The sequence below is a fragment of the Halomonas sp. AOP22-C1-8 genome (assembly GCF_052378905.1).
GTDB lineage: Bacteria > Pseudomonadota > Gammaproteobacteria > Pseudomonadales > Halomonadaceae > Vreelandella > Vreelandella citrativorans.
In genome coordinates this window covers 57,941-84,103 of the sequence record NZ_JBQSYD010000006.1, presented here as the reverse complement: position 1 = coordinate 84,103, position 26,163 = coordinate 57,941, and the positions used below count along the sequence as shown (strand labels likewise).

The window sequence follows — 26,163 nt, the reverse complement described above, 5'->3', positions numbered from 1 at the left end:
GTTCTTATTGATGAACCAACCAACCTCCGGTGCTGAAAGCCATAAGCATTCTTCGCTTGGCGATCCCATCGTACTCACGCTAAGCATTGGCTTTATCGTGCTTTTTCTAGCGCTTTCCTTTTACGACCTGGACCTTGTCGCCGACTCGATCAGCCAGGGTTTTGCTTGGAGCGCGCTGACCTTCGGTACTTACTTCCAGTTTCTGATGCTGTTGACGTTCTTTATCGCCATCGGGCTTGCGCTGAGCCCGGCCGGCAACGCCAAGATCGGCAACCTGGATGCACCGGAGCTGAGTACTTTCAAGTGGCTTTCGATCATATTGTGTACGTTGCTGGGCGGTGGTGGCGTCTTTTTCGCCGCCGGTGAGCCGATCTATCACTTCGTGAACGTGCCGCCCACCTTCGATACCGCCCCGGGCGTGGCCGCCGCGGTGCCCGGGGCGCTGGCGCAGTCGTTCACCCACTGGGGGTTCGTCGGCTGGGCAATTCTGGGTTCGCTCACCGCGATTGTGCTGGCCCATGCCCACTACGTGAAAGGCCAGCCGCTGCAACCACGTACCCTGCTTTACCCGTTATTCGGCGAGCGCGTGATGCGTGGTCCGTTGGGTGGCGTGGTGGATACCTGCTGCGTACTGGCGGTGGTGGCGGGTACCGTCGGGCCGGTCGGTTTTCTGGCCACCCAGGTCAGCCATGGCCTCGAGGTGCTGTTCGGGCTGCCCAACACCTTCGTTACCCGGCTTTTGGTTCTGGCAACCCTGGGCATGGTGTACGTGCTTTCTGCGGTCAGCGGTGTGCACAAGGGCATGCAGCTCTTGAGCCGCTTCAATGTCATGCTGGCGCTGGGCATCGGCGCGGGCATCTTTTTGTTCGGGCCGACACTGTTTCTGTTCAACAGCTACTTTGCCGGCATGGGCACGTATCTGGACGACTTCTTCAAGATGGTCACCACCACCGCGGAAACCGCACCGGCGGATTGGATGCAGTGGTGGATCGTGTTTTTCTACGCCTGGTTCATCGCTTTTGCGCCCTTGATGGCGATCTTCGTGGCGCGTATCTCCCGCGGGCGCACCATTCGCGAGATGATTCTGGCCGTGGCGGTCATCGCCCCCATCGCCACCACGGTCTGGTTCACGCTGCTGGGCGGCTCGGGTATTTACTACCAGCTGACCGGCGCGATCGATCTGACCGATGCGCTGACGAACTTTCAGTTCGACATCGCCACGCTTACCTTGGCCCAGGCGTTGCCCGGCGGCACCTGGATGGCGCTGGCGATCCTGCTGCTGACAACCATCTTCGTGGCCACCACCGGCGACTCCATGAGTTATTCCATTGCCATGGTCGGTGCTGGCCACGACGAGCCCAGCCCATTTCTACGCGCCTTCTGGGGCGTGATCATGACGATCATGGCTGCGGTGCTGCTGGCCATGCGTGAAGGACAGATCGCCGCGCTGCAGCAATTCATCGTGATTACCGCCGTGCCGGTATCGCTGATTCTGCTACCCTCACTCTGGGATGGCCCCAAAGCAGCGTTTGCCATGGCGCGTGAGCAAGGGATTATTGACGGCTAGTTTCATAGCAAATCCTGCTTATCCGACAAAAATATGCATGGTCTTATATAAGGCCATGCATTCCCTCACTGAATACGAAGAATGCAAAGTAACCTTAACGTTTACCACGATCAACTCACACCTTTCCCTAATATGTATGTGGCTTATATAATCTAATTTCACCTACCTGACATTTTTCTAATTAGCTGACAAGCCATTTTTACTCTTACTATGAAAAAAAGGAATGCGTACGCAACTTAATTTCTTTTGTCTGCTGCCCCAGGTATGTGAACAATAGCCAGTCTATTTTCGCCCACGTTTTCGTTTAGTCGCTCTTCACTCATTAATCGAAGATTCGACTTGGCAATGGGGCGTTACTTAACTATTAAAAATAATTTCATTAGCAGGAGTTAATATGAAATCCCCACTGTCCAAGGTTTGCTGTGGCTTAAGCGTCGGTCTTTTACTAGCGGGATGTAGTAGCGACAGTAAGCCTAATATCGCTATTGGGCCTCCTGCCAGTACAACGCAAGGCGTTTCCCAGCTGCTCTTTGATGCCTACGGTATAGGCAGCGAAAAATACAGCACGTATCAAGAGGGCTTTGGCGCGGCACTTGATGGCGTACAAGACGGCAACATTGATATTTCGATTGGCATTCTTGGCTTACCCTCAGGCAGCATTGAAAACCTGCAAGCCTCGAGTGGTGATGCGCGATTATTGAGCTTAAGTGATGAGGCAATTGATTACATCGAAGCCAATAGTGCCTATAAACGCTTCACCATTCCGGCAGGCAGCTACGACTTTCAGGATGAGGATGTAGAAACCATCACGGCCTATGCTGTTTTGGTCGGCAATACTCAGACTATTGATGAAGAACTAGGCTATGAGCTGGCGCGTTTGATGCATGAGCATGCTGAAGAGAACACACACGCTCAATCGGCATTCATGACCCTGGAAAATGCCTTAAACGGTTCTGAGGGCCTGCCTATTCATCCTGGCGCCAAACGCTATTATGAAGAGCAAGGGCTGACTGTCGATAACCCCGTGGCTGAACTGGGCGATATTGAGCCTAAAAGTGAATTCGTCTTGGGTACCGGTAGTCAAGGCGGTACTTACTACCCGCTGGGTGGCGAGATGGCGACTATCTGGAACCGTTACCTCGAAGGCCAGAACTTCACCAACATCGAAACCGGAGCCTCGATCGAGAACCTGGTGAGCATTCGCGACAATAGTATGGATCTTGGAATGACAGTTCACGCGCCCGCTCAAGATGCAGCAGAAGGCCGTGGAGAGTTCGACGGTGGCGCTATCGGTAATGTCGCGTTTATCGGCCATATCTATCCAGAAGTCATCCAGATTGTCACTCGCGAGCGCTCCAAGATTGAAAGCTTGAGCGATCTGACTGATTAATTTGTGACCCCTTCCCGCCGCTGGGTAAACCAGCGGCGTCATCCGCATGAGGCTTAATCGTGGATAAAAAAAAACTCCTGACGAAGCATCTCTATTAGAGAAATATGATCGTGAGTCTCAGATACGCTCGCCGCTACAATTAGGCAAATGGGCATGGCTCATTACATTAATGGGCGTATCACTCACCTGCTTCCATCTGTACACAGCTTATTTCGGCACGCTTCCTTCGCAGCAGCAAGGTGCTGTTCACCTAGGCATGGCCCTTGGGATGATATTCATCCTATTTCCTGCCACACGTGGCACTAGTCCTCGCCATGGCGTGCCCTGGTACGACATCGTGCTGGCCTTTGCAGCGACGTTTGCGGCCTATTATAAAATCATCTTTTACGAAGAGGTGCTGCGCGCTCGCATTACTGGTTACTCTACGTTTGATCTCATCATAGCCGTTCTGGGCGTACTGTTTGTTCTGGAAGCGACCCGCCGTACAGTCGGCATGCCTATTGTTATCATGGCAGCATTAGCGATTTTGTACGCGCTATTTGGCAACCTGATTCCGAGCCCTTTACTCTCCCATCCGGGTTTTGCACTTGAGCAAATCTCGCCGTATTTATGGTTTAGAGAAAGCGGTGTGTTTGGCACACCTCTGCAAATATCGGCGCGCTTTATCTTCCTGTTTTTATTCTTCGGCGTTGTGTTAATGCATACCGGCGTAGGCCGCTTTTTTAATGATTTGGCTTTTGCAGCCACCGGCCGTTTTACCGGCGGAGCAGGTAAAGCAGCCGTCATGGCTAGCTCACTACAAGGCATGATTTCCGGCAGCTCGATTGGTAATACCGTAGCTTCTGGCTCGTTTACTATCCCCATGATGAAGAATGCACGCTTCAAGCCTGAAGTAGCAGGCGCTATTGAAGCCTCTGCCTCCACTGGAGGACAGATTATGCCGCCGCTAATGGGGGCAGCCGCCTTCATTATGGTGGAATACGTTGGCGTCTCTTACCGAGAGATCATGTTCGCCGCACTAATTCCTGCCATCCTCTATTTTACCGGTATCTTTATTGGCGTTCACTTTGAAGCCAAACGTCACCGCATTCTGGGGCTTCCCAAAGACCAGTTGCCCAGCAAGCGTAAACTGCTGCTGGAAAAAGGCTATATGCTGCTGCCGCTGCTCGTTATTGTAACCACGATCAGCATTGGGTTTACGGCTCAGCGAGCGGCGTTACTGGGCATCGCTTGCGCCTTTGCGGTGAGCTTTGTGCGTAAAGAGACCAGGCCCTCATTGAAAGGTATTCTAAATATCTTCGAACAAGGGGCTCGCGTGGCTTTACCGGTCATTGCCGCCGTGGCTTGTGCGGGCATCATTGCAGGCGTAGTGGGCATGACTGGCATGGGTGCGAAATTTGCCGCTGGTATTATCAGTTTAGCTGACGGTGTGTTGATACTCGCCCTGCTGTTCACCATGATCGCCTGTATCGTGCTGGGCATGGGACTACCCACCACAGCCAACTATGTGGTTACCGCCACCATCGCGGCACCGGCATTAATCAACGAGTTTGGCCTGCCGCCCATGGCGGTGCACCTGTTCGTATTTTACTTCGGCATCATCGCGGACATCACCCCGCCGGTGTGCCTGGCTGCCTTTGCTGGCGCAGGCATCGCCCAAGCTAACCCGATGAAAACTGGGTTTACTGCCGTTAAACTGGCCATTGGGGCCTTTATTATCCCCTACGCGTTTATCTATAACCCTATGCTGGTATTGGTAGACCCCACACCGCTTGGGCTGATCAGTGCGTTGGCCTTCTCATTGTTAGGCATCATGGGAGTCAGCAGCGCCTTGCTGGGTTACTTTGTACGCGATTCACGCGTATGGGAGCGTCTAGTACTCTTGGCAGCCGGGCTTGCCATGGTCGTGCCCGAACTCATGACCAGCGGTTTGGGCTTAATTGCCATGGCAGCCGTTGGCTGGTGGCAATCACGCCGAAAGGATATTTTCCAGGATGCCCAGCCACTCGCTTCATGAGTTATGATCATCTTTACATCACTCCGGTGCTTGGCCACCGGGGTGATTCACAGGTTATCAGGAGCATCCCCTTGGCCTCACGCAACCTTCCTTCAACCGCCGCCATGCAGTGCTTTGAGGCGGCAGCACGTCATATGAGCTTTACCCGGGCGGCCGATGAGCTGAGCCTGACCCAAAGTGCTGTCAGCAAGCAGGTCGCCCACCTTGAATCAGCATTGCAACATAAGCTATTTCGCCGCGTAAGACGCACGCTTGTACTCACGCCAGAGGGCGCCATCTTTTTAAGCGACGTGCGCAAGGTGCTCGCCCAGATTGAGATGTCGACCCACACCATCATGACCTATAGCGGCAACAGTGAAGTACTTAAAGTGGCCACCCTGCCAAGCTTTGGCAGCCGCTGGCTAGCGGACAAGCTTCCCCCCTTTTTAGCCGCCAATCCGGGCATTAGTCTGGAATTTCACGACCGGGTGGAAGACTTTGATCTTGAGCAGCAGGATATTGATATTGCGTTGTTTTACGGTCACGGTAGTTGGCCTAACCTTGCCTGCCATAAGCTGGTGGATGAGGAGATGGTCGCGGTTGCCGCCCCATCGCTTCTGGCTCGACACCCCATCCATACTGCGAGCGACTTGGCCCAGCTGCCACTACTTCACCTGTCTACCCGTCCGGATGCCTGGCACCACTGGTTTGCAGGTCAAGAGATCGCCACTGATCGCAGCTACCACGGCACCCGCTTTGAAACCTTTCCCATGCTGGTACGCACCGCCATGGCCGGCGGCGGCGTTGCCTTAGTGCCTCACTTTACCGTGGATGAAGAGTTGGCCGCCGGGCAGTTAATCCTCGCTTGGCCGCACCGGCTACGCAGCGACAGCGCGTATTATCTTGTCTACCCTGAGCACCTGGGTGAGCTGGGTAAAGTACGCCGGTTTGTGGAGCATATAACGGCGACCGTGTATCAACAACTCAGACCACCGATTAGGCAGCCTGAGCATCACCGCATACTGAAAAGCGGATTAAATCGCTAATGACGCCAACACGCGCTGTTTGGAAGCCTGTTCCCGCTCGGCATAAAGCGCCAGTTCATCAGTCACCGGGGTGCCTAACGCCTCTTCAAACGCTTCACGATTGGCATTGCCAGCATAGGCTTCGTTTTCGCCGCCGCCCAGGTTTGACTGGAAGATACCCGCCGCACTGACCGGCAAGAAGTCTTCATAGGTAATCGGCTGTGCTTCCACCAGACCTTTGGCAATTAGGGCGTCTATATCGGTACTGGCATCACCTATAGCAGCTTTTCCGGCTTCTGTGAGGTGATAGTGGAAGTAGGCCAGACCTTCGCGGCGCATTGCCTCATCGCTGTCCGGCATGGTGGTAAAGACCTTATCCATAACGGCTTGGTGAGCGTTGTTATCCAGCCCGATGGCTTGCTTGCGGCCTTCGTTAAGCAGCTGATCATAAAGCGCGCGCCCTTTCGGCGTTAATGCCATACCGCGCTGCTCAATTTCACCAAAGCGGGCGGTATGTGTACCTTGGGTATCGCCTGCAAAGCGGATCGACTCCTCTAACGCTTTAAAGCTTGTCTGACGCAGCAAAATGGGCGCTTCACGGCGCGGCGGGCCTTCGATGACGGCCTTCGGGTTCATACCGACGCTTGGCATGCGGCGCTGCACTTCATCGATATCCAACGTGCGCGGCGTTAAATGGTTGATATGCGGCCCACGAAAGCACACTACATCGGCGATCAGGCGGTGTTCATCGCTCAGCGCTTGATAAGTATCCAGATCGACCGTGGCATCCTGGTGCCAACGAAACGTTTCCAAGGCCTCGGTAACAAACTGATCTGCTTCCTCAGAGGTTAATCCGCCTTGAGACTCAAAGCGTTCAATCAGCTCATGCACGTTGGGCGTAAAAATATCCCGTTGGGCGAGGATTTCCTCAGCACGCTGGCGCAGCAGCGCACTATCGATAAGTTCCAGGCGCAGCAGCGAGGTAAAAATACGAAACGGGTTACAGGCCAGCGCATCATCCTCAATAGGGCGAAACGCGGTGGAGTGAACCGGCACCCCAGCTTCAGAAAGATCGTAATAGCCCACCGGATACATGCCCATCACGGCAAATAAGCGGCGCAGCGTGGATAGCTCTGCGGCTGAACCCACGCGAATCGCTCCGTGGCGTTCTACGCTCAGGCGCGCAAGCTCGCCCTGGGTCTCCAGTCGACGGCGTAACTCTGGCTGCTGGCTAAGCGTCTCCTGATTCACCTGCTCAACCAACGTTAGTAGCGTGCCGTATTGGGGGACTTCCGTTTGGTACATCGCCGACATGGCTTTGGAGAAACGGTCTCGAATAGCATTGGTGGCTAAAAACACGGACTGGGTCATTTCACAGCTCTCTATGCATATTGTTACGGTGAAAAGGAATGCTCGATTTCAGCTGCACTAATAGTGCTTGAAGGGGGTGTTGTAAGCTTATATGCGAAAAACGCTTCACCTGGCTGCGGCACGAATACCCCGTGGCCAGTAGCCTGTCGGTGTTTTCCTCTGCCTCGACCTGGGGTTGCCAGGATTGGGCGTAAATCGTTTTGGACGTTTCGGCGTTGCGCGTCTCATGACCGTAGGTGCCGGACATTCCACAGCAGCCGGTATTGACCAACTCCAACGGCAGGCCGAACGCGGCAAACACCTGCTGCCATGCCTTCGGGCTTCCGGGGGCGTTGGTTTTTTCGGTGCAGTGCGAAAGCAGCTTAAAGCCGGGGGCATTGGGCGTTAGCGGTCGGGGCGCCAGGGAGGGCAGCCGGATAGCCAGCCACTCCTGCAGCATCAATACCTCGGGCACGGCGTCTGGCCCCAGCGCTTTCACGTACTCCTGACGGTAGGTCAGCGTCATCGCCGGGTCGATCCCCACCATGGGTACCTCAAACTCGCTTAAGGCGCGCAGCCGCTTGGCCTGCTTTTCGGCCGTACGCTCAAACGCGCCCAAAAAGCCCTGGACGTGTAGCGGTTTGCCGTTAGCACTATAGGGCATCACAAACACGCGCAGGTTGAGCCGTGAAAGCAGTTCGACCACGTCCATGACCAGTTTGGCTTCAAAATGGGTGGTGAACGCATCCTGAACCACAATCACGCTCTGGGCGCGCTGCGGGTCGGTGAGCAGAGCAAGCGAGGTGGGCGTGGCTTCCGCCACGCCCCAGGCACGCAGTTGCTTTTTAACGCTGGCGCGGGAGAGCAGTGGCGAGTCGCTCATGCCCACACTACGACGCATCAGCGTTTCCACCCAGTGCTGGCCCATCACGGCGTTATACAGCGGCGCTGCCCGGGCCAGCGTGGGCAGCATGAACTCTGTGCTGCCCATCACGTAGTCGCGCAGGGGGCGTAAATAGCGTCCGTGATAGACCTCTAAAAACTGCGAACGGAACTGCGGCACATTGACCTTGATGGGGCACTGCCCCGCGCAGGACTTGCACGCCAGGCAGCCTGCCATGGCGTCGTAGACCTGGCGAGAGTAGTCATGATGCTGCTGGCGGCTGAGCGTGTTCGCCAGGCGTTTCGGGAAGTGTTTAACAAAGCCCCATCGGCCTTCCGCCTTTTTCTTGCGCGACTCCTCAACCACGTCGATGCCCGCCTGGGACTGCAGGCGCAGCCATTCACGCATCAGGCTGGCGCGCCCCTTGGGCGAGTGAATACGGTCGCGGGTCGCCTTCCACGACGGGCACATGGGGTCGTCCACATCGTAGTTGTAGCAGGCGCCGTTACCGTTGCAGTACACCGCTGCGTCATAGGCCTGCCAGGCGCGCTCATCAATGGTGCGGTCCAACTGGCCGCGCATCGGCACGGCGTCAATCCTTAGCAGGTTCGGGTCGCTGTCTTTGGCGATCAGCGCGCCGTCTTCTGCCGGTGAAGCGATCTTGCCAGGGTTAAGCTGGTTAAACGGGTCAAACGCGGCCTTGACCCGCTGCAGGCTGGGGTAGAGCTCGCCAAAAAACCTGGGCGCATATTCGGAGCGTACCCCTTTACCGTGCTCACCCCACAACAGCCCGCCGTATTTTTGGGTCAGGGCGGCGACTTCATCGGAGATGTCCCGAATCAGCGCTTCCTGGACCGGGTCTTTCATGTCCAGCGCGGGGCGCACATGCAGTACCCCCGCATCAACATGCCCAAACATGCCGTAAGCGAGCCCTCGCGCGTCCAGCGCGGCGCGGAACTCGCTAATAAAGTCGGCCAGATGTTCTGGTGGTACGGCGGTATCTTCAACAAACGGCAGTGGGCGCTTCTCACCCTGCACATTGCCCAAAAGGCCCACCGAGCGTTTGCGCATGCCGTAAACCGTGCTGATCTGCTCACGGCCTTCGGCCAGGGTATAGCCCAATCGCGTGACCGTGGCATCCTGGTTCAAGTGACGGGTAAAGGCCTCAACCTGTTCGGCCAACGCAGCCGGGTCGTCGTCGCTAAACTCGACCAGGTTGATACCCCGAATCGGTGTGTCGCTCTCGGGGAAGAACTCGGCCACGCTGTCCCACACAAAGTCGGCCATGGCGAGCGTGAGCACCGTATCGTCGATGGTTTCGATCGACACAGGCCTGGCGCTGGCCATCAGTGTCTTGGCATCGCGCAGCGCATCCATAAAGCGGGTATAGCGCACGTTAACCAGGGTGGCGTGTTGGGGGATGGGCAGTACGTTCAACACGGCTTCGTTCAGAAACCCCAGCGAGCCTTCCGAGCCACACAGCAGGCTGTTGAGATCAAGCGCATGCTGGTCGTTGCGCAGGTGGGCCAGGTCGTAACCGGTCAGGCAGCGATTAAGCGGCGGAAAGGTGGCCTTAATCAGATCGCGCTGCTGATCAATAATGCTGGCCGCTGTGCGGTGCACCTGCCCGACAATACCGTCCTGCTGGCAGGCCTGCTGTTCCTCATCGGCACTGAGTGCCCGGCTATGTAGATGCTGGCCACCCAGCAGTACCGTGTCGAGTTCCAGTACGTGATTGCGGGTTTTTCCGTAAGCGCAGCTACCCTGGCCGCTGGCATCGGTCGAGATCATGCCGCCGATGGTCGCTCGATTGGAGGTCGAGAGCTCCGGGGCAAAAAACAGCCCATAGGGCTTTAAGGCGGCATTCAGCTGGTCCTTCACCACTCCCGCTTGAACGCGTACGCGACGGTTCTCAACATCAATGTCCAGCACCTGATTCATGTGCCTGGAGATATCCACCACGACGCCATCGGTGAGCGACTGACCGTTGGTACCGGTGCCGCCGCCTCGCGGCGTTAACACCACCTCGCGGTAAGGCGCTTCAGCGGCCAGTTTGGCCAGGCATTCCAGGTCTTCGGCATGGCGGGGAAACACCGCCGCCTGGGGCAGACGCTGATAGATCGAGTTGTCGGTTGCCAGCACCGTGCGGTGGGCGTAGTCAGGGGCAATCTCACCATCGAAGCCGCGTGTCTTAAGGGCTTCCAGAAAGCGCTGGTATACCGCGCTAACACCTTCACCGGCTTCCATGGCGATCATGCGCTTAGCGTCTCCAGCGCCTGTTCAATAAGGCTTAGACCTTCTTTTAATATTTCTGGCTCGGTGGTGAGCGGGGGTAATAAACGTAGAATATTGCGTTTGCGTCCGCTGGGCATCAGCAAAACACCGGCGTTACGTCCAGCGGTTAATAGAGCCGCCAGATGCTCAGCCCCTGTGGCATTTTGCGTATCATTAAAAACAATGCCCCGCATCGAGCCAACGCCCGTCATGGCTCCCAGCATAGGAAAGCGGCCGCTTGACTGCCATGTTTGGTAAGCCTCAACTATCAGCGCTTCCTGCCGCTCTCCCCAGCAGGCAAACGCCTCCTCCTGCATGATGTCCATGACGGCCAGTGCTGCTGCGCATGCCACTGCATTGCCTGAGTATGTACCACCCAGTGCACCTTTGGGTAACGCATCCATCAGCTCTACCCGCCCCGCTAACGCCGCCAGTGGCAACCCCGAGGCGATGCTTTTGCCCATCAACAGCAGATCTGGCTCAACGCCTAAATGTGAAAAGCCGAAGCGCTTACCGCTACGCCCGAATCCTGATTGAATTTCGTCAAATATCAGTATGATATTGTGTTGATTACAGGTTTCGCGCATTGCCTTGGCGAACTGAGGGCACAGTAGACGAAAACCACCTTCTCCCTGGATAGGCTCAACGATCATGCAGGCCACTTCATCGGCGGGTATTTCAACTTCAAATAGCCGTTCCAGCGCGGCCAGCGCCTGTTCATCGGTCACGCCGCTATCACGGCTTGGGAACGGCAGGTGGTAAACCGGGCCCGGCAAGGCGCCAAGACCCGACTTGTACGGTTTCACTTTGCCATTTAAGTTCAAGGCAGCCAGCGTTCGACCATGAAAAGCGTCGTCGAAGGCTATAACTGCTTGTCGTCCAGTGACACCCCGGGCAACTTTAAGCGCATTTTCGGTTGCTTCCGCACCACTATTGGTGAGCATACAAGAGAGCGGATAAGAAACCGGTACAAACTGGTTTAATGCGTCTACTACCGACAGGTAACCGCGATGTGGCACTGCGTTAAAGGCAGAATGCATTAACGTTTCTACCTGGCTTTGAACGGCTTCCACTACTGCCGGATGGCTATGACCAAGGTTAAGAACACCAATACCGCCGATAAAATCGATATAACGCTGCCCCGATTCATCCCAAACCTCCGCATTACGCCCACGGGCTATACAAATCGGGTGCAAAACGCCTAACGCAGCACTCACATGAGGAAGTTCCATCGCCATTATTTTCCTGCCATTCAGGGGTGAATGGCGTTATCAAAGCAAATTACCAGACAAGACTACAAACGAAAAAAAACGCTTAACGCATGCCAAATTGGAATGTATAAGCAGAGAAGCATGCACTCTAAAAAGTAATATCGAAAGGCAGGTCAAAAAAAGGAATGGATAACGTCTATAAAATGGCAGAGTAACGCTACAAGCTTTCCAGCAAACGCAGGATCATCTGCGGCTGCTGGTTGGCCTGGGCGAGAATCGCCATGCCCGCCTGCTGGAGAATTTGTGCGCGGATCAAGTTGGAAACTTCCTGGGCGTAATCCGCATCCTGAATGCGCGACTGAGCCGCTGACAAATTGACGATATTGTTGTTGAGTCCGTCGATGACGCTCTCAAAGCGATTCTGCACGGCGCCAAGATAGCTGCGCTGACGATCCACTTGCTTAATGGCGTCGTCCATCGCTTCCATCGGGTTGGGTGTACCGGCACCATCAGCCAACACGCTGAAGCCGCTAAGCCCCAGAGCATTGCGGTCCATACTCTCCATACGGATGCTGATGGTATTGCCTGAACTGGCCCCTACCTGGATATTAAGGTCACGCTTCTCGAACAGAGCAATACCGTTGAAGTTACTTTGCCCAGCTACACGATCTATTTCATCCAGAAGCCCGTCGATCTCATCCTGAATGGAAACCAAATCATCATTGCTGTTAGTACCGTTAGCGGCCTGCACGCTCAGTTCACGAATGCGCTGCAAATTATCGTTGATTTGATCCAGCGCGCCTTCGGCAGTCTGCACCAGCGATATTCCGTCGTTGGTATTACGAATGGCCTGATTCATGCCGCGGATTTGTGCGTTCATACGATTGGCAATCGCCTGCCCGGCCGGGTCGTCCTTGGCGCTATTAATACGCAAGCCCGACGATAGCCGCTGCATAGAGGTCTGAATCGCTTGCTGACTACTGCGCAAATTGCTCTGCACCCGTAGCGAGGTCACATTGGTATTTAGGCTGAACAATTCAGGCCCTCATTAAGTGCAAGGCGCAATACGCAGGTCTGACTTGCCAATAACAACGTCAGTGACGTATTTATCGGCCTGAACGGGTAAAGCATTAATTATTTTTACCGCTCATGCTTTATCGTTAATGAGCGCCCACTAGCGGCCAACACTTCATCGATAGGGAGCCTGACGTAATCATACTCAAGGTATCCCTGATCCATTAACTCGCCATTCCACGCCACAATATCCAGATCCATGGTGCGTGGGCCTGATTTATTCAGACCTCGTACGCGACCCAAGCGGTTCTCGACCGCTTTTAAATACAGCCGAAACGCTGCATAGGGAAGCGGCGTGCGCACCAATAGCGCGGCATTGAGAAAATCGGGCTGCTGTAAAAAGCCGACAGGGGAGGTACGGATTGGCTGAGAGTGCGTGACCAGGTCGCATTCGCTGTTTAAAAGAGACAACGCTCGCGTGACATTCATCTCAGGTTCAATATTCGAGCCTATCGAGATTAGGCATTCATGCAGCCGTGTATCTCGCCCTGCTCGTAACGCCGTTGTTGACATAACGATCACTCAACTAGAGAGAAGCTGAAATATTCTTAATCACTGTAATGACCATACCTCAGACTAGCGCTATGCTCTAAGTGTGCAAGCAACCAGACAACTACTAACAAACGCAAGATAAACGAAGCACGCCATATAATGATTAAAGACAGGGATAACAATGACGACTAAAGCGGCATTAGTGACCGGAGGCGCGACCCGTTTGGGACGGCATTTTTCAGAAGCGTTAGCAGATGCAGGTTACGATATTGCACTCCATGCTAATAGCTCACGAGATGAAGCTGAAGAGGTAGCACGCACGATCCGCAGTAAAGGGCGCGAGTGCGAAATACTACCCTGTGATTTCTTGCACGACCCGCTGGATACACTGATTGAAGCCGCCATACGTCGCTTTCCGTATTTAACGGTGCTGGTTAATAGCGCCTCCACTTACCAGGCCGCCCCCATTGCTCAAACGGACATGGCACTCCTCGAGACGCAGTTTCGCGTCAATCTATTTACCCCGCTGTTGTTAATTCAGCACTTTGCCAACGCGGTGTCTAAAGGCTGTGTGGTGAATATCATTGACAATAAAGTGGCCTATCATCAGTACCCTTATGCGGCATATTTGTTGTCTAAAAAGGGGCTGGAAGAGATGACCCACATGGCTGCACTCGAATTCGCGCCACATATCCGGGTCAATGGTATTTCTCCCGGCGTAGTACTGCCCACTTCCCAGCGTAGCCACGACTATATTGCATGGCGTCTGAAAGGCATTCCCCTTAACCGGCAGGGAACGCCCGCCCACTTAACAAAGGCGCTGTACTACCTGCTGGAAAACGACTTTGTTACCGGCCAAGTGTTATGTGTCGATGGCGGTGAGTCGATCTACCTGGAAGGCCGGCATTCGGAGAACTATCTAGAGTGACAACCAAATTAACAGCCACTCCACGAACATTTTTAACAACGTAGAACGCAGTGGGGCCGCCCAAAGGCGGCCCCAAAACGCAAAGTAGGTGGTGCTAACGCTTAAGCATTAGACATCGTCACCTGTGGGTAGATTCTGATCAATCGTCTCACTCGTTTTATCGTTCCGGCGAGGTGAAAAACGGTCATCTACCTCACTTTCACCTGACTTTGGCTGCCCAGCAGGGCTACCATCGATAGTGAAGTCCTGCTGCATAATACGCAGGTTGGCAGGCGGCGCTGAACCGGACTTGTCCTGACCGAAGTACATCGTGGTATGCGGGAACGGTATCTCAATGCCCGCCTGATCAAAGCGCAACTTGACCAAACGGTTATAAGCCCGACCAACACCCCACTGATCGCCTGGGGTGGTTTTGATGACCACACGAATATTGACAGAACTGTCGCCCAGACTTACAACACCGGCCACGGTTAGATCAGCAAGGATCTTGTAGCCATGCTCGTCACTGGTTTTCAGGTCATTAAAGGCAAGCTGGAGCTGCTCAATCGCATCGTCAATGCTCTCACGATAAGCAATGCCGTACTCCCCAACATGGTTACCGTAGTCGCGCATGTAGTTAGAAACGGTGTCAACGCTTGAGAAGGGAATGATGTGATAGGTGCCCGAAAGATCCCGAATGCCTACCGAACGAATACTTAATCGTTCAGCCGTCCCGGTGATGCCCCCCAGCGTTACCACATCGCCTGTATTCATGGCATTCTCGATCTGAATGAAGACCCCGGTAATGACATCCTGTACCAGCCTCTGCGCACCGAAACCAATAGCTAAACCCAGTACCCCGGCACCGGCAATCAGCGGGCCGATGTTAATGCCGATTTCGGACAGCAGGATCATCCCGGTAATCGTGAGCATGGCGATAGCCAGCGCGTTGCGGAACAGGCTCAATAGCGTTTTAGCCCGAGGAGAGGGCTCACCATCGCCGGTTTCCGGATTGAGTTTATGCTCAATCAGGCTCGCAAGTCCTAACCACACGCCCAGCGCAACAACCAGAATCAAGACAATGCTGACCAGTCGTCCTACCAGCATCGTTCCGCGTTCAGAAGCGTACCAATTGGCTAAATTGAACGCCCCCCAGGCATCCAGTACCACCATGACAACGGCGATCAGGATGATGGTGCGTAGCACACGCAGCGCATTAGGAACGTAGCTGTTAAGACGCGGCTCCAGCAGCGGCAGCTTGCGGCGCAAATCATCCGACAGCCGAATACGACGCCCAATCGTTTGGGTCAGGAAGGTCGATAACAGAAGTCCAATCACCACTGCCGCCAACGTTTTCAGTGTGGCAAAAAGTACAAACGGCAGCGCCTCGCCAGGACGCGTTAACATCAAAACGAAAACCACTAGGAAGTAGATCAGCGCGAAAAAGTGCCAGGTACGCGCAAAGAGTTGAAGCGATACGCGGCTTGCTACCATCGTGGTCTTGGCAGCCGCGTCATTCAGATGCCCTCGGATGCGAACACGGTTCTTGAGCACTACGCTGACCGCGTAAATAAAGGCCACAATCATGATTAACGTGCCAACCGCTTGGCCTACGCTGGCAGCCAGGTAGAAGTTGACCAGCGGCACGGCAACCATTAGCCCATAACCGACCATACCAATAAGACGTGCTATCCACCGATTCCAGTAGGAGGCTTCACCGGCTGAAATCGGCAGCAAGCGCAGACCTTCGTAGTGTGAGGAAAACAGCATCCGCATCACTGCTTTCATCAACTCAATGATCAGGAAGGCATTGAGAAACAGCGAGGCCCGTGTGGAAAGCTCGCCCGTTTCACCAATCGCGAACGTGGCCACCAGGTTACCGCCCACGTACGCAAGTCCCACCAATATAAAGTCAATAAGTGCCGCAATAATGACGCAGCAAATCAAGCGCAGCACTGGCGTCATTCCGGTGCCATTGAGCGACCATTTGCTCACCCGGGTAAAGGCAGACTTGGCCATCCGACGCAGTGCGAAGAAAATCACGAAGGTCGCAACGATCACGAGGCCCAGATTAATCGCGGCCTGGACGAAAGCTGACGAATCAAAAGCACTCGCGCCTTGCCCGGTAAACAGGTTACCCATGATGGAAAAAGCTTGCTCAATCTGCAGGCCAATATTACTGACAACATCGCTTGTCAGCTCTGCCAACTGGCGTGGCAATGAGACATCCTCTGGAGCCAAATCGCTTCCTTGAGCGGCGGCTTCAGGGGATAACTCAGCCTCTACACCGGCGGGCAACGCGGATGCCTGTTGACGTAATACATCAATTAGCTCTTGGCGCGACTGCTCATTTTCGAGGAGATCAGCAAGCGCTTCGTAAGAAGCGGGCACTTGTGCTGGAGACGATGCAGGATCACTTTCAGCCGTCGTCGTTTGGGCTAATGCTGGCGTGGCAAAAAACACAAGCAGTGTCATTAGCCAAATGCCTAGCCAGGGAAATATACGTAATGGCGTCACGCCTTAACCTCCATTTAGATAAATGCTTTATTAAATTTAATTGTTAGCCCGCTTTATGCAAACACAAATGTGCTCACCGAGCATGTTGATAACATACAAAGCCCACAGAGTAACATGGGAACAGTAAGATGATTTGACCGTTAACACTACGAATATGAGAAGAGGCAGCGCGTTACTTAATTTGACAAAGCGGCAATAGCCACTGGTGTGCCAGAACCAGTACAACCGCGTAGCGGGCGCCTTTTGCAACTAAAATCCATAAAAAGGCACGCCACCAGGGAAGCCGAAACAATCCGGCCAGTACCGTCAGTGGGTCGCCCACCACCGGCAGCCAGGAAAGCAGCAGGCTGGCCTCGCCAAGCTTGTGGTACCAGCGCTCGGCCTGGGCAAGGCGTTTAGGCGATGCGGGAAACCACCGGCGATCCTGAAACTGACGTGCATAGCGGCCCATCGCCACATTGACCAGACTGCCCAGCGTATTACCAGTGGTCGCTACCACCCAGAGTAAAATAGCTGGCTCACCCAGACACCAAAGCCTGGCAAGCCATACTTCAGAGCCGCCAGGCAGCAGGGTCGCACTAACAAACGCAACAAGGAAAAGACTCAGCATGTAACGGGTAGCCGAACGTTAATGCGGCACCTGGCCCCCCAGTTGAGCGGTAATTTCATCGGCGACCTGGCGCACCAGCTTACCCAACGCCAGCAGGCGTGCTTCAGGGATACGCGCCATGGGGCCTGAAACAGAAATAGCCGCCAGCGGCGTGGCGTGCTCGTCGAAGATACAGGCCGCGACGCAATGCAGGCCAATGGCGTGCTCCTCGCGGTCGCAGGCAAAGCCTTGATCACACACCTGGTGCATTTCGGCGGTCAGTGCGTCTGGACTGCACAGTGTATTGTCGGTAACGCGGGTGAGTTCACGGTTATCCAAAAAGCGAGCGCGTTCGTCAGTGGGCATCCATGCCAACAGCGCTTTACCCACGCCAGAGGCATGCAGCGGGGCGCGTGAGCCCAAGCGGGTAATCATGCGCATCATTTGAGGCGATTCGTGCTGGGCCAGAAATACCGCCGTATCCCCATCGCGGATCCCTAAATTGGCAGTCTCGCCGGTTTCAGCGGTTAAGCGGCGTAGAAAGGGGCGGCTTGATGCCACCACATCGCGAGCTTCTAAAAAGCTGTTACCGATACGGAAGGTTTTGACGTCAATACGCCATAAGCCCTGCTCGTTCTCCTGGCTAACAAACCCCTGGCTTTGCAGAGCCTGGAGCAAGCGGTGGGTGGTAGAAGGTGCTAACTCGGCTTTTTCAGCCACGTCTGACAGCGCAAGCCCTAGTGGGCTTGCCGCTAAAAACTCCAGTAACGTTAAGCCGCGTACCAGCGACTGGCTATGCCCGCCACTCGCTTTAGCGGCATTTGCCGGACGCCCGACCGTCCTACGCTTGGCTTCACTCACCCTGCTCTCTCCTAAAGGCGTAAAGAGTAACAGGATAACGTGCCGCAAAGGCCGCTGTCGCGTTTACGGAAACGAATTCCACTAATGGAGGAAGCTAGCGAATGGCAGAACATCGCTATAGATAGAAAACGGCCACAGGCGTGGCCGCCGACATTACGCCACTCCTTGGCGCCGCTATCAGGCCTTCTCGCGATGGTTATAACCCAGCGGATGCGGCTGGCCACGCGCTTTGGCAAGATCAATTTGGCGCTGACGTTCACGGGCCGCGGCGCGCGTTTTCTCGGGCAGTGAATCGATGCAATTAGGACAGCTAATCCCAGGCTCGTAGGCTGACGACTGCATGTCGTCTTCGGAAATCGGCATACGACAGGCGTGGCACTGCTCGAACAGGCCTTCACTCAAGTCGTGACGCACGGTGACGCGGTTATCGAACACAAAGCATTCGCCACGCCATAACGACTGCTCTTCCGGGACTTTCTCCAGGTAGTTCAAAACGCCACCCTTGAGGTGGTAGACCTCGTCAAACCCCTCTTTGAGCATAAAGCTAGAGGCTTTTTCACAGCGAATACCGCCGGTGCAGAACATGGCGACTTTTTTATGCTTCTCTGGGTCGTAATGCTCACGCACGTAGTCGGGAAACTCACGGAACGTGGTGGTTTTTGGGTCAACCGCGCCTTCGAAGCTACCAATCGCCACTTCGTAATCATTGCGAGTGTCGATCACCAACACTTCGGGGTCTGAAATCACGTCGTTCCAGTTTTCAGGCTCAACGTAGGTACCAACGGTGTCGTTAGGATCAATGCCCGGTACGCCGAGGGTCACGATCTCTTTTTTGAGCTTAACCTTGGTGCGATAGAACGGGGTTTCGTCGCAGTAAGACTCTTTATGGTCGATATCGATCAAGCGCGGATCAGCGGTCAGCCAGCCAAGCAGTGCATCAATACCTTCGCGAGTCCCCGCGACGGTGCCATTGATGCCCTCTTTAGCGAGCAGCAGCGTGCCTTTAACATCATGATCGACCATGGTTTGGCGCAGCGGCTCACGCAGCGCTTCAAAGTCATTTAACGTAACGAATTTATACAATGCCGCCACGACAATACGCGGCATATCGCCAGCTTCAGAAACAGGTGCAGACATAACAAGCTCCAGTAGTCACCCTCGTAAAGGGCGGACCGGGTTAATAAACGCGCATAGTCTAGCGCAAACGGCGCAGCGCTTGAATCCTGCCAGATTGACGCAGGTCACTCGCGGTTTAAAAATTCGTCGATTTAATCGACGTTATCGTGCAGAAACCTTCACCCCACGCCGTGCGATTTCAGGCGTATATTGAGCGCATTCCTTCAATAGCTACTCCTTCAACACAACTGGGAGCACACCATGAAAATTCGTCGTGCGGATGAGCGGGGCTATGCAGACCACGGCTGGCTGCGTTCTTACCATACGTTCTCGTTTGCCAATTACCATGACCCCAAGCATATGGGCTTTCGCGCCCTACGGGTAATCAACGAAGACCGCGTCGCCGGTGGTCATGGCTTTGGTGCCCACCCGCACCGGGACATGGAGATTATCTCCTATGTGCTGGAAGGCGAAATGGAGCACAAGGACAACATGGGCAATGGCGAGGTCATGCGCCCGGGCGATGTACAGCGCATGTCAGCGGGCACCGGCGTTGTGCACAGCGAGTTTAATCACTCCAAAGAGAACGGACTGCACTTCCTGCAGATCTGGATTGAGCCCAAGGCACTTGGCATTAAGCCCAGTTACGAGCAGAAAGCATTTCCAGCCGCAGACCGCCAAAGCCAGTGGCGCCTGGTAGCATCACAGCAAGGTCGTGAAGGCTCAGTGAGCCTGAACCAGGACGTTAATCTTTATGCAGGCTCGTTTGATGCAGGCGACAGCGTCAAGACACCGGCTACGCGCTATGCCTGGCTGCACGTGGTAAAGGGCGCGGTCGAGGTTAATGGTGAACAGCTCAGCACCGGCGATGCCGCTGCGTTTGAGCCAGGCGATGCCATTAGCGTGACCGGCAAGGATGCAAGTGAAGTGCTGCTGTTTGACCTTGCTTAGCCCTCTTGCCTAGCTCTCTTGCTTAGCTCTTCTGAATAGAGCCAACTGCTTTAACAACCCAAACGGCCCCCTGTCGGGAGCCGTTTTTTTACGCCATCAGCCAAGTGTTTTGCGTTGTCACCAAGCCTCGCTGCTGCCAATCCTAGCTATTGTGCGCTGAGTAAAGTGCACGGATTTTCAGCGTGTGCTCTACCTGCCTCAATGCTTCCAGCGCTTGCGGGCCGTAGGCTTTGTCGACATCAATGACCACATAGCCGACCTTATCGTTGGTCTGCAGGTACTGGCCCGAGATGTTAATGCCGTTTTCGGACAGCACGCGGTTAATTTCCGACAGTACGCCCGGCACGTTGTCATGAATATGCAGCAAGCGGTGCTTATCGGGGTGGGCAGGCAGCGCCACTTCGGGGAAGTTGACCGAGGTGATCGTGGTGCCGTTATCCGAGTAGGTCGTCAGCTTTTCGGCCACTTCAATACCGATATTTTCCTGGGCTTCGAGCGTAGAACCACCCACATGCGGGGTCAGGATCACATTTTCCAAACCACGTAACGGGCTTTCAAACTCTTCATCGTTGCCCTTGGGCTCCACCGGGAACACATCCACCGCAGCGCCGTTGAGATGGCCCGCTTTGATGGCATCTGCCAAGGGTTCAATTTCCACGACACTGCCGCGTGAGGCATTGATGAAGATGGCACCTGGTTTCATCGCAGCAATCTCTTTCGCGCCAATCATCCAGCGGGTAGAGGGCAAGTCCGGTACGTGCAAGCTCACCACATCCGAGCGGTTTAACAGCTCTTCAAGGCTGGTGACCTGACTTGCATTACCCATGCCTAGTTTGGTGATGATATCGTAGTAGATAACGTTAAAGCCCAGCGACTCGGCCAGCACAGAAAGCTGCGCGCCGATGCTGCCGTAGCCAACAATACCCAGCGTTTTACCGCGTGCTTCGTGCGAGTTTTTGGCTGATTTCAGCCAGCCGCCCTGATGAGCACGGGCATTTTTTTCAGGGATGCCACGCAACAGCATGATCGCTTCTGCCAATACCAGCTCAGCGACCGAACGGGTGTTGGAGTAAGGCGCGTTGAACACGGCAATACCACGCTTTAGCGCCGCATTCAGGTCCACCTGGTTGGTTCCGATACAGAAGCAGCCAACGCCGACCAGCTTCTCTGCCGCTGCAAATACGCGCTCATTAAGCTGGGTACGCGAGCGAATACCGATGAAATGTACATCACGGATCTTTTCGATCAACGATGCTTCATCTAGCGATGTCGGCAGATGCTCGATATTTTCATATCCGGCATTTTGAAAATTGTCCACCGCACTTTGGTGGACGCCCTCGAGTAGCAGGATCTTGATCTTGCTCTTTTCCAGGGACGTTTTAGCCATGGCTGAATCAACCTCTATGGTCGGCGGCGTGCGCCGTGTATCGGTTCACGAAAAGGCCGTATAGTAGCATACGCACGCCCAGCGGGCCGATACGAACTGATGAAATGTGTGCGTTATCAAGATGAAAACAGTGCAAGTCATACGCACAAAGCGGCCTGGGGCAGACGCCACCCCCTGCCCTCGGTGTATACTGTGCGTTTGTCATGGCAGGCACACGCGCAGCCTTTTTGATGGGGCGCCAGAAAACAGTAGGCATTGACCAATGAGCGATACCACACCTTCACCGCAGGATTTTGCGGCCACGGTTGACCAGCTGGAAACCATCGTAGAACGCCTGGAGTCAGGCGAGCTGTCATTGGAAGATGCGCTGGGCGCCTTTGAGCAGGGCGTACGGTTGACGCGCGATGCCCAGCAACGCCTGGACAGCGCCGAGCTAAAAGTCCGCGCGCTGAGCGAAGATAGCGAAGGCCGTTTAAACGTCACGCCGTTTGCTGATAGTGAATCGCCCAAGGATGCCACTGACGAGGGTAAGGAGACGCCCCCATGGTAGCGACCAACGCCCCCTCATTGACCGCCTTACGTCAGGCCAGCAATGCCCGGGTAGATGCCACGCTAAACGCGCTTTTTGACGAGCACGCCGTGGTCCCGCGGCTTGATAACGCCATGCGACACGGTCTTTTAGTGGGCGGTAAGCGCTTGCGCCCGCTGCTTGTTTATCTTGCTGGGCAGGCGCTGGGGGCACGCGATGAAGACCTCGACGCCCCGGCTGCCGCCATTGAACTCATCCACGCCTATTCATTGATTCATGACGACTTGCCCGCCATGGATGACGATGATCTGCGCCGTGGCCAGCCGACCGTGCATATCGCCTATGACGAAGCGACCGCGATTCTGGCAGGCGACGCGCTACAAACCCTGGCCTTTGACGTGCTGGCACGCACCGCTCACCCACGGCTTGGCAGCCTGATCACGACGCTTACCACGGCGTCTGGCCGTAAGGGCATGGTGGCAGGCCAAGCACTGGACTTGGCAGCTATCGGCGGCCACCCTGACGTGGACGCCCTGGCGCACATGCACGCTCATAAAACCGGTGCGCTGATTGTGGCGGCGGTGCGTATGGGCGGGCTGATTGCCGTTGACGAGAGCGACCCGCGTATAAACGCCCTGACTCGCTACGCGCGCGCCATTGGTCTAGCCTTCCAGATTCATGATGATGTCCTTGATGTGACGGGTGACACCATGACACTCGGCAAAACATCCGGCGCTGACGCTGCGCGCGCCAAGCCGACGTATCCCAGCCTGTTGGGGCTGGAAGGCGCGCAACAAAAAGCGCGCACCCTGATTGACGAGGCCACTGCCGCTCTCGCCCCATTAGGCGAGCAAGCCGCCCCCTTGGCCGAATTAGCCCACTATATGATCGAGCGCGACCACTAGATGCCCATGAAGCTGTTCGACGAGATTCCCCGCGAGCGTCCGGCAACGCCGCTGCTCGACTCTTTTGATCATCCCGCTGCGCTGCGGGCCATGAATACCCAGCAGCTTGCCCAACTGGCTGACGAGCTGCGTGCCTACCTGCTTTATAGCGTGGGCGTTTCCGGCGGCCACTTTGGCGCAGGCTTGGGGGTAGTAGAGCTGAGCGTGGCCCTGCACCACGCCTTTCATACGCCCAAGGACCGCCTGGTGTGGGACGTGGGCCATCAGGCCTATCCGCACAAGATTCTCACCGGCCGCCGTGAAGCGATGCTCAGCATTCGCCAGCACGGCGGCCTGGCGGCATTTCCGCGCCGCGCTGAATCCGAATACGACACCTTTGGCGTGGGCCACTCAAGCACCTCGATTTCCGCAGCGCTCGGCATGGCGTTGGCTGCTCAGGCCAAAGGCAATAATCGCCGTGTCTGTGCGATTATTGGTGATGGCGCGCTCACGGCGGGCATGGCTTTTGAAGCGCTGGCCCATGCCGGCCACGTCAACGCCAACATGCTGGTCGTACTCAACGACAACGAGATGTCGATCTCGGAAAACGTCGGTGGCCTGGCGACGTACCTCGCCCGGATGATGTCGAGCAAACCCTATCTAAAAATGCGCGAAGAGGGCAAAAAAGTACTTTCTCATCTGCCCGGCGCATTGGAAATTGCCAAGCGCACCGAAGAGCACATGAAAGGCATGGTGAGCCCCGCCACGCTGTTCGAGGAAATGGGCTTTCACTACATCGGCCCGATTGACGGGCACGACCTTGAGTCACTGACCGAGACGCTGCATAACCTGCGCGAGCTGGATGGCCCGCAGTTTCTGCATATCAAAACCTGCAAAGGCAAAGGCTTTTTACCCGCCGAGGCGGATCAGATTGGCTACCACGCCATCACCAAACTTGAGAAAGCCAGCGTGGCGCCCGCCCCACCCTTCAAAGCGCCATCCGCCCCCAAGAGAAAGTACTGCAACGTATTCGGCGACTGGCTGTGCGATATGGCCGCAAGCGATTCACGCCTGATAGGGATTACCCCCGCCATGCGCGAAGGCTCCGACCTGATTCGTTTCTCCAAAGAGTACCCAGCGCGCTACTTTGATGTAGCCATTGCCGAGCAGCACGCCGTGACGCTCGCGGCGGGTATGGCCTGCGAAGGCATGAAGCCGGTGGTGGCGATCTACTCAACATTTTTGCAGCGCGGCTATGACCAGCTCATTCATGACGTAGCGGTACAGGAGCTGGACGTCACCTTTGCCATCGACCGGGCAGGGCTTGTGGGTGAAGACGGCCCTACTCACCATGGCAGCATGGATTTGTCCTTTTTACGCTGCGTACCCGGCATGGTCATCCTGGCACCTGCCGATGAAGCCGAGTGTCGCGCCATGTTGAGTGCGGCCTATCATCATCCCGGCCCTGCGGCAGTGCGTTACCCGCGCGGCACTGGCCCCGGCGTGGAAATTCCTGAGCACCTGGAATCGCTTCCGATTGGCAAGGCGGAGGTACGCCGTCAGTCACAAAGCGATGGCGTGCGCATTGCGCTACTCGCGTTTGGTAGCCTAAACACCGCAGCCGCTGACGTTGCCGAAAAGCTCAACACCACGCATATCAATATGCGCTCTATCAAGCCGCTGGACCGCGACACGGTCCTCCACGCGGCCGACGAGCATGAGCTTCTAATAACCCTTGAAGAGAACGTCGTTGCGGGTGGCGCGGGAAGCGCTGTTAACGAACTGCTCAACGCTGAAGGAGTGCAGGTAGAAGTGCTCAATCTCGGCCTGCCCGACACCTTTGTAGAGCACGGCACACCGGATGAATTGCTGCGGGACTGTGGTCTGGACGCAGAGGGCATCGAAGCCGCCATTCGCCAGCGGCTGCCTTCACTTTCAAGTTAAAAGCAACACCGCGACGGATCGACAAGCACCCTCAATAGCGAGATAAGCGCCGCCCTATTACGGGCGGCCATCGCAAAGCAAGTGCCAGACAATGGGCGCCAAGCCACCGGGAAAGAGATGCTGGTTTAAAAACCGAGTTCATCCAGCAAATCATCCACCTGGTCCTGCCCTGACACGGCATCCACTTTGCCTTCGCTTACCTGCGGGCCATTGCGCAGTTTGGCATGCTCATCGCGATTATCATCAATGTTCACCCCATCGGTGACGTTAGGAACATTGTCGACCAACACTTGAACAAGCTGCTCTTCAATTAGCTGGATGACCTCCATCATCTTCTTGATCACCTGGCCGGTTAGATCCTGGAAGTCCTGAGCCATCATGATTTCAAGCAGCTCTTTCTGCGTGGACCCCGTGGCGGTCGGAAGCGAATCACTCAAATAGAGCTGCGTGTCCTTGATAAGCGATGGGTCGCTTTCTACAACGGCTAGAGCCGCCGCTGCCTGCCAGCGCGTATTAAGCGCGGCGCCCTCCTCCTCAAGCTTGTCTTGCACGGGTTGCGCACGTTCAACGGCATTCAGTGCCCGCTCAGCCGCCTGTTCCGTCATTGAGGCCACATAGTTAAGCCGGTCATTGGCATCGGGTATTGCCTGCGCTGCCTGGCTGATCTGCTGATCCAGGCCCAGCTCCTTCATGCTATCCCGCAGCAGGCGGGTCAAGTGGCCTATACGATGCACCATCTCATCATTACTGTCTTTTTTACCCAGCACCGACGGCATGGTCGTGTCGTGGGCGTTGTTAACAGTGCTCATGACAATCCTCTTGTGGAAAAAACTTGTTGAATGTCGCTGTTGATGATCTGGTCACCATCAATATACGTATCCGCTATGGTTTTCAGACAGACAAGCGTTAAAGCCCGTTAACTATCTTCGGCGTACCCTCCTAAAACTTGAGCGTTTGCTTTATTTGAAAGCCCTTGCCTGACGCATTTAGATCTATTCAACGGATGGGATCACTCACGCAGCGCCAGCACGCGCCACCCAGCTTGGGAAGACGTAGTGCGAGGTGATCCCATGGCTGCCGTTATGCAGCATCTCAAGCGGCTTTTACCCCGTTCTCGCAGAACTCAAACCAGGAGTTCTATATCAGGGTCGCCCCATGTGCAGCCGGGGCAATCGAACCCATCGGGCTGGTTGAGCTTAAAACAGTGAACGGGCAC

At 55.3% G+C, this 26,163-nt stretch carries 20 protein-coding genes; 9 read left to right on the top strand and 11 right to left on the bottom strand.

From position 1 onward, the window contains the following. The first annotated feature begins 10 nt into the window (after positions 1-10). The 4 genes from ACT3TY_RS05100 (at position 11) to ACT3TY_RS05085 (ending at position 5,999) form a co-directional block, all read left to right on the top strand. The gene (locus tag ACT3TY_RS05100; protein ID WP_444627539.1) at positions 11-1,567 is read left to right on the top strand and encodes a BCCT family transporter; all 1,557 of its coding nucleotides are present in this window, start codon (positions 11-13) and stop codon (positions 1,565-1,567) included. Between the two features lie 394 nt (positions 1,568-1,961). Further along, positions 1,962-2,957, top strand: coding sequence for a TAXI family TRAP transporter solute-binding subunit (locus ACT3TY_RS05095; RefSeq protein ID WP_444627538.1), 996 nt, complete (start codon positions 1,962-1,964; stop codon positions 2,955-2,957). Between the two features lie 121 nt (positions 2,958-3,078). Beyond that, positions 3,079-4,974, top strand: a complete 1,896-nt coding sequence (locus ACT3TY_RS05090; RefSeq protein ID WP_444627571.1) for a TRAP transporter permease — start codon at positions 3,079-3,081, stop codon at positions 4,972-4,974. Between the two features lie 71 nt (positions 4,975-5,045). Next, positions 5,046-5,999, top strand: coding sequence for a LysR substrate-binding domain-containing protein (locus ACT3TY_RS05085; RefSeq protein ID WP_444627537.1), 954 nt, complete (start codon positions 5,046-5,048; stop codon positions 5,997-5,999). Here ACT3TY_RS05085 and hglS read toward each other — a convergent pair. The 5 genes from hglS to folK all read right to left on the bottom strand — a co-directional run bounded on the left by hglS (position 5,988) and on the right by folK (position 13,283). Then, positions 5,988-7,349, bottom strand: coding sequence for a 2-oxoadipate dioxygenase/decarboxylase HglS (gene hglS / locus ACT3TY_RS05080; protein ID WP_444627536.1), 1,362 nt, complete (start codon positions 7,347-7,349; stop codon positions 5,988-5,990). The two genes, ACT3TY_RS05085 and hglS, sit on opposite strands and share 12 nt — an antisense overlap. A gap of 1 nt (position 7,350) precedes the next feature. Continuing rightward, complete coding sequence (ydiJ, locus tag ACT3TY_RS05075; protein ID WP_444627535.1) at positions 7,351-10,467, bottom strand: D-2-hydroxyglutarate dehydrogenase YdiJ; 3,117 nt, start codon at positions 10,465-10,467, stop codon at positions 7,351-7,353. Further along, a complete protein-coding gene (locus ACT3TY_RS05070; protein WP_444627533.1) occupies positions 10,464-11,723 on the bottom strand; it encodes a 2-aminoadipate transaminase in 1,260 nt (419 codons plus the stop codon). Before ACT3TY_RS05070 ends, ydiJ begins: the two co-directional genes overlap by 4 nt. Before the next feature lie 190 nt (positions 11,724-11,913). Further along, on the bottom strand, positions 11,914-12,732 hold the full coding sequence (locus ACT3TY_RS05065) for a flagellin N-terminal helical domain-containing protein (RefSeq protein WP_444627532.1): 819 nt from the start codon (positions 12,730-12,732) through the stop codon (positions 11,914-11,916). Between the two features lie 104 nt (positions 12,733-12,836). Then, positions 12,837-13,283 (bottom strand): 2-amino-4-hydroxy-6-hydroxymethyldihydropteridine diphosphokinase, encoded by a 447-nt coding sequence (folK, locus tag ACT3TY_RS05060; RefSeq protein ID WP_444627530.1) that lies wholly within the window; start codon positions 13,281-13,283, stop codon positions 12,837-12,839. A 160-nt stretch (positions 13,284-13,443) separates the two neighbouring features. Here folK and ACT3TY_RS05055 point away from each other — a divergent pair, with 160 nt between their 5' ends. Continuing rightward, on the top strand, positions 13,444-14,190 hold the full coding sequence (locus ACT3TY_RS05055) for an SDR family oxidoreductase (protein WP_444627529.1): 747 nt from the start codon (positions 13,444-13,446) through the stop codon (positions 14,188-14,190). Between the two features lie 108 nt (positions 14,191-14,298). Here ACT3TY_RS05055 and ybiO read toward each other — a convergent pair whose 3' ends face one another. From ybiO to trhO, 4 genes are all read right to left on the bottom strand, one after another. Further along, entirely contained in the window at positions 14,299-16,686 is a 2,388-nt protein-coding gene (ybiO, locus tag ACT3TY_RS05050; protein ID WP_444627528.1) for a mechanosensitive channel protein, read from the bottom strand. A gap of 172 nt (positions 16,687-16,858) precedes the next feature. Further along, a complete protein-coding gene (locus ACT3TY_RS05045) occupies positions 16,859-17,296 on the bottom strand; it encodes a YqaA family protein (protein WP_444627527.1) in 438 nt (145 codons plus the stop codon). A gap of 18 nt (positions 17,297-17,314) precedes the next feature. Further along, positions 17,315-18,136, bottom strand: a complete 822-nt coding sequence (locus tag ACT3TY_RS05040; protein WP_444627526.1) for an IclR family transcriptional regulator — start codon at positions 18,134-18,136, stop codon at positions 17,315-17,317. A gap of 177 nt (positions 18,137-18,313) precedes the next feature. Then, on the bottom strand, positions 18,314-19,273 hold the full coding sequence (trhO, locus tag ACT3TY_RS05035) for an oxygen-dependent tRNA uridine(34) hydroxylase TrhO (RefSeq protein ID WP_444627524.1): 960 nt from the start codon (positions 19,271-19,273) through the stop codon (positions 18,314-18,316). 240 nt (positions 19,274-19,513) lie between these two features. Here trhO and ACT3TY_RS05030 point away from each other — a divergent pair, with 240 nt between their 5' ends. Continuing rightward, on the top strand, positions 19,514-20,203 hold the full coding sequence (locus ACT3TY_RS05030) for a pirin family protein (RefSeq protein WP_444627523.1): 690 nt from the start codon (positions 19,514-19,516) through the stop codon (positions 20,201-20,203). Between the two features lie 142 nt (positions 20,204-20,345). On the opposite strand, the gene serA is transcribed toward ACT3TY_RS05030, so the two are convergent. Next, a complete protein-coding gene (serA, locus tag ACT3TY_RS05025) occupies positions 20,346-21,590 on the bottom strand; it encodes a phosphoglycerate dehydrogenase (RefSeq protein WP_172116927.1) in 1,245 nt (414 codons plus the stop codon). 262 nt (positions 21,591-21,852) lie between these two features. Between serA and ACT3TY_RS05020 the strand changes: the two genes are divergently transcribed. Genes ACT3TY_RS05020 through dxs form a run of 3 tightly spaced genes read left to right on the top strand, consistent with a single transcriptional unit; the run spans position 21,853 to position 24,947 of the window. Further along, positions 21,853-22,140: an exodeoxyribonuclease VII small subunit gene (locus tag ACT3TY_RS05020; protein ID WP_172116926.1), complete on the top strand. Its 288-nt coding sequence runs from the start codon at positions 21,853-21,855 to the stop codon at positions 22,138-22,140. Then, positions 22,134-23,024 carry a (2E,6E)-farnesyl diphosphate synthase gene (ispA, locus tag ACT3TY_RS05015; protein WP_444627521.1) on the top strand — a complete coding sequence of 297 codons (891 nt, stop codon included), beginning with the start codon at positions 22,134-22,136 and terminating at the stop codon, positions 23,022-23,024. Before ACT3TY_RS05020 ends, ispA begins: the two co-directional genes overlap by 7 nt. After that, a complete protein-coding gene (dxs, locus tag ACT3TY_RS05010) occupies positions 23,025-24,947 on the top strand; it encodes a 1-deoxy-D-xylulose-5-phosphate synthase (protein ID WP_444627520.1) in 1,923 nt (640 codons plus the stop codon). It abuts the gene before it with no gap. A gap of 125 nt (positions 24,948-25,072) precedes the next feature. Here the strand turns inward: dxs and cheZ are convergent, their stop codons facing one another. Next, entirely contained in the window at positions 25,073-25,756 is a 684-nt protein-coding gene (gene cheZ / locus ACT3TY_RS05005; protein ID WP_192527760.1) for a protein phosphatase CheZ, read from the bottom strand. Positions 25,757-26,163: the final 407 nt, after the last annotated feature.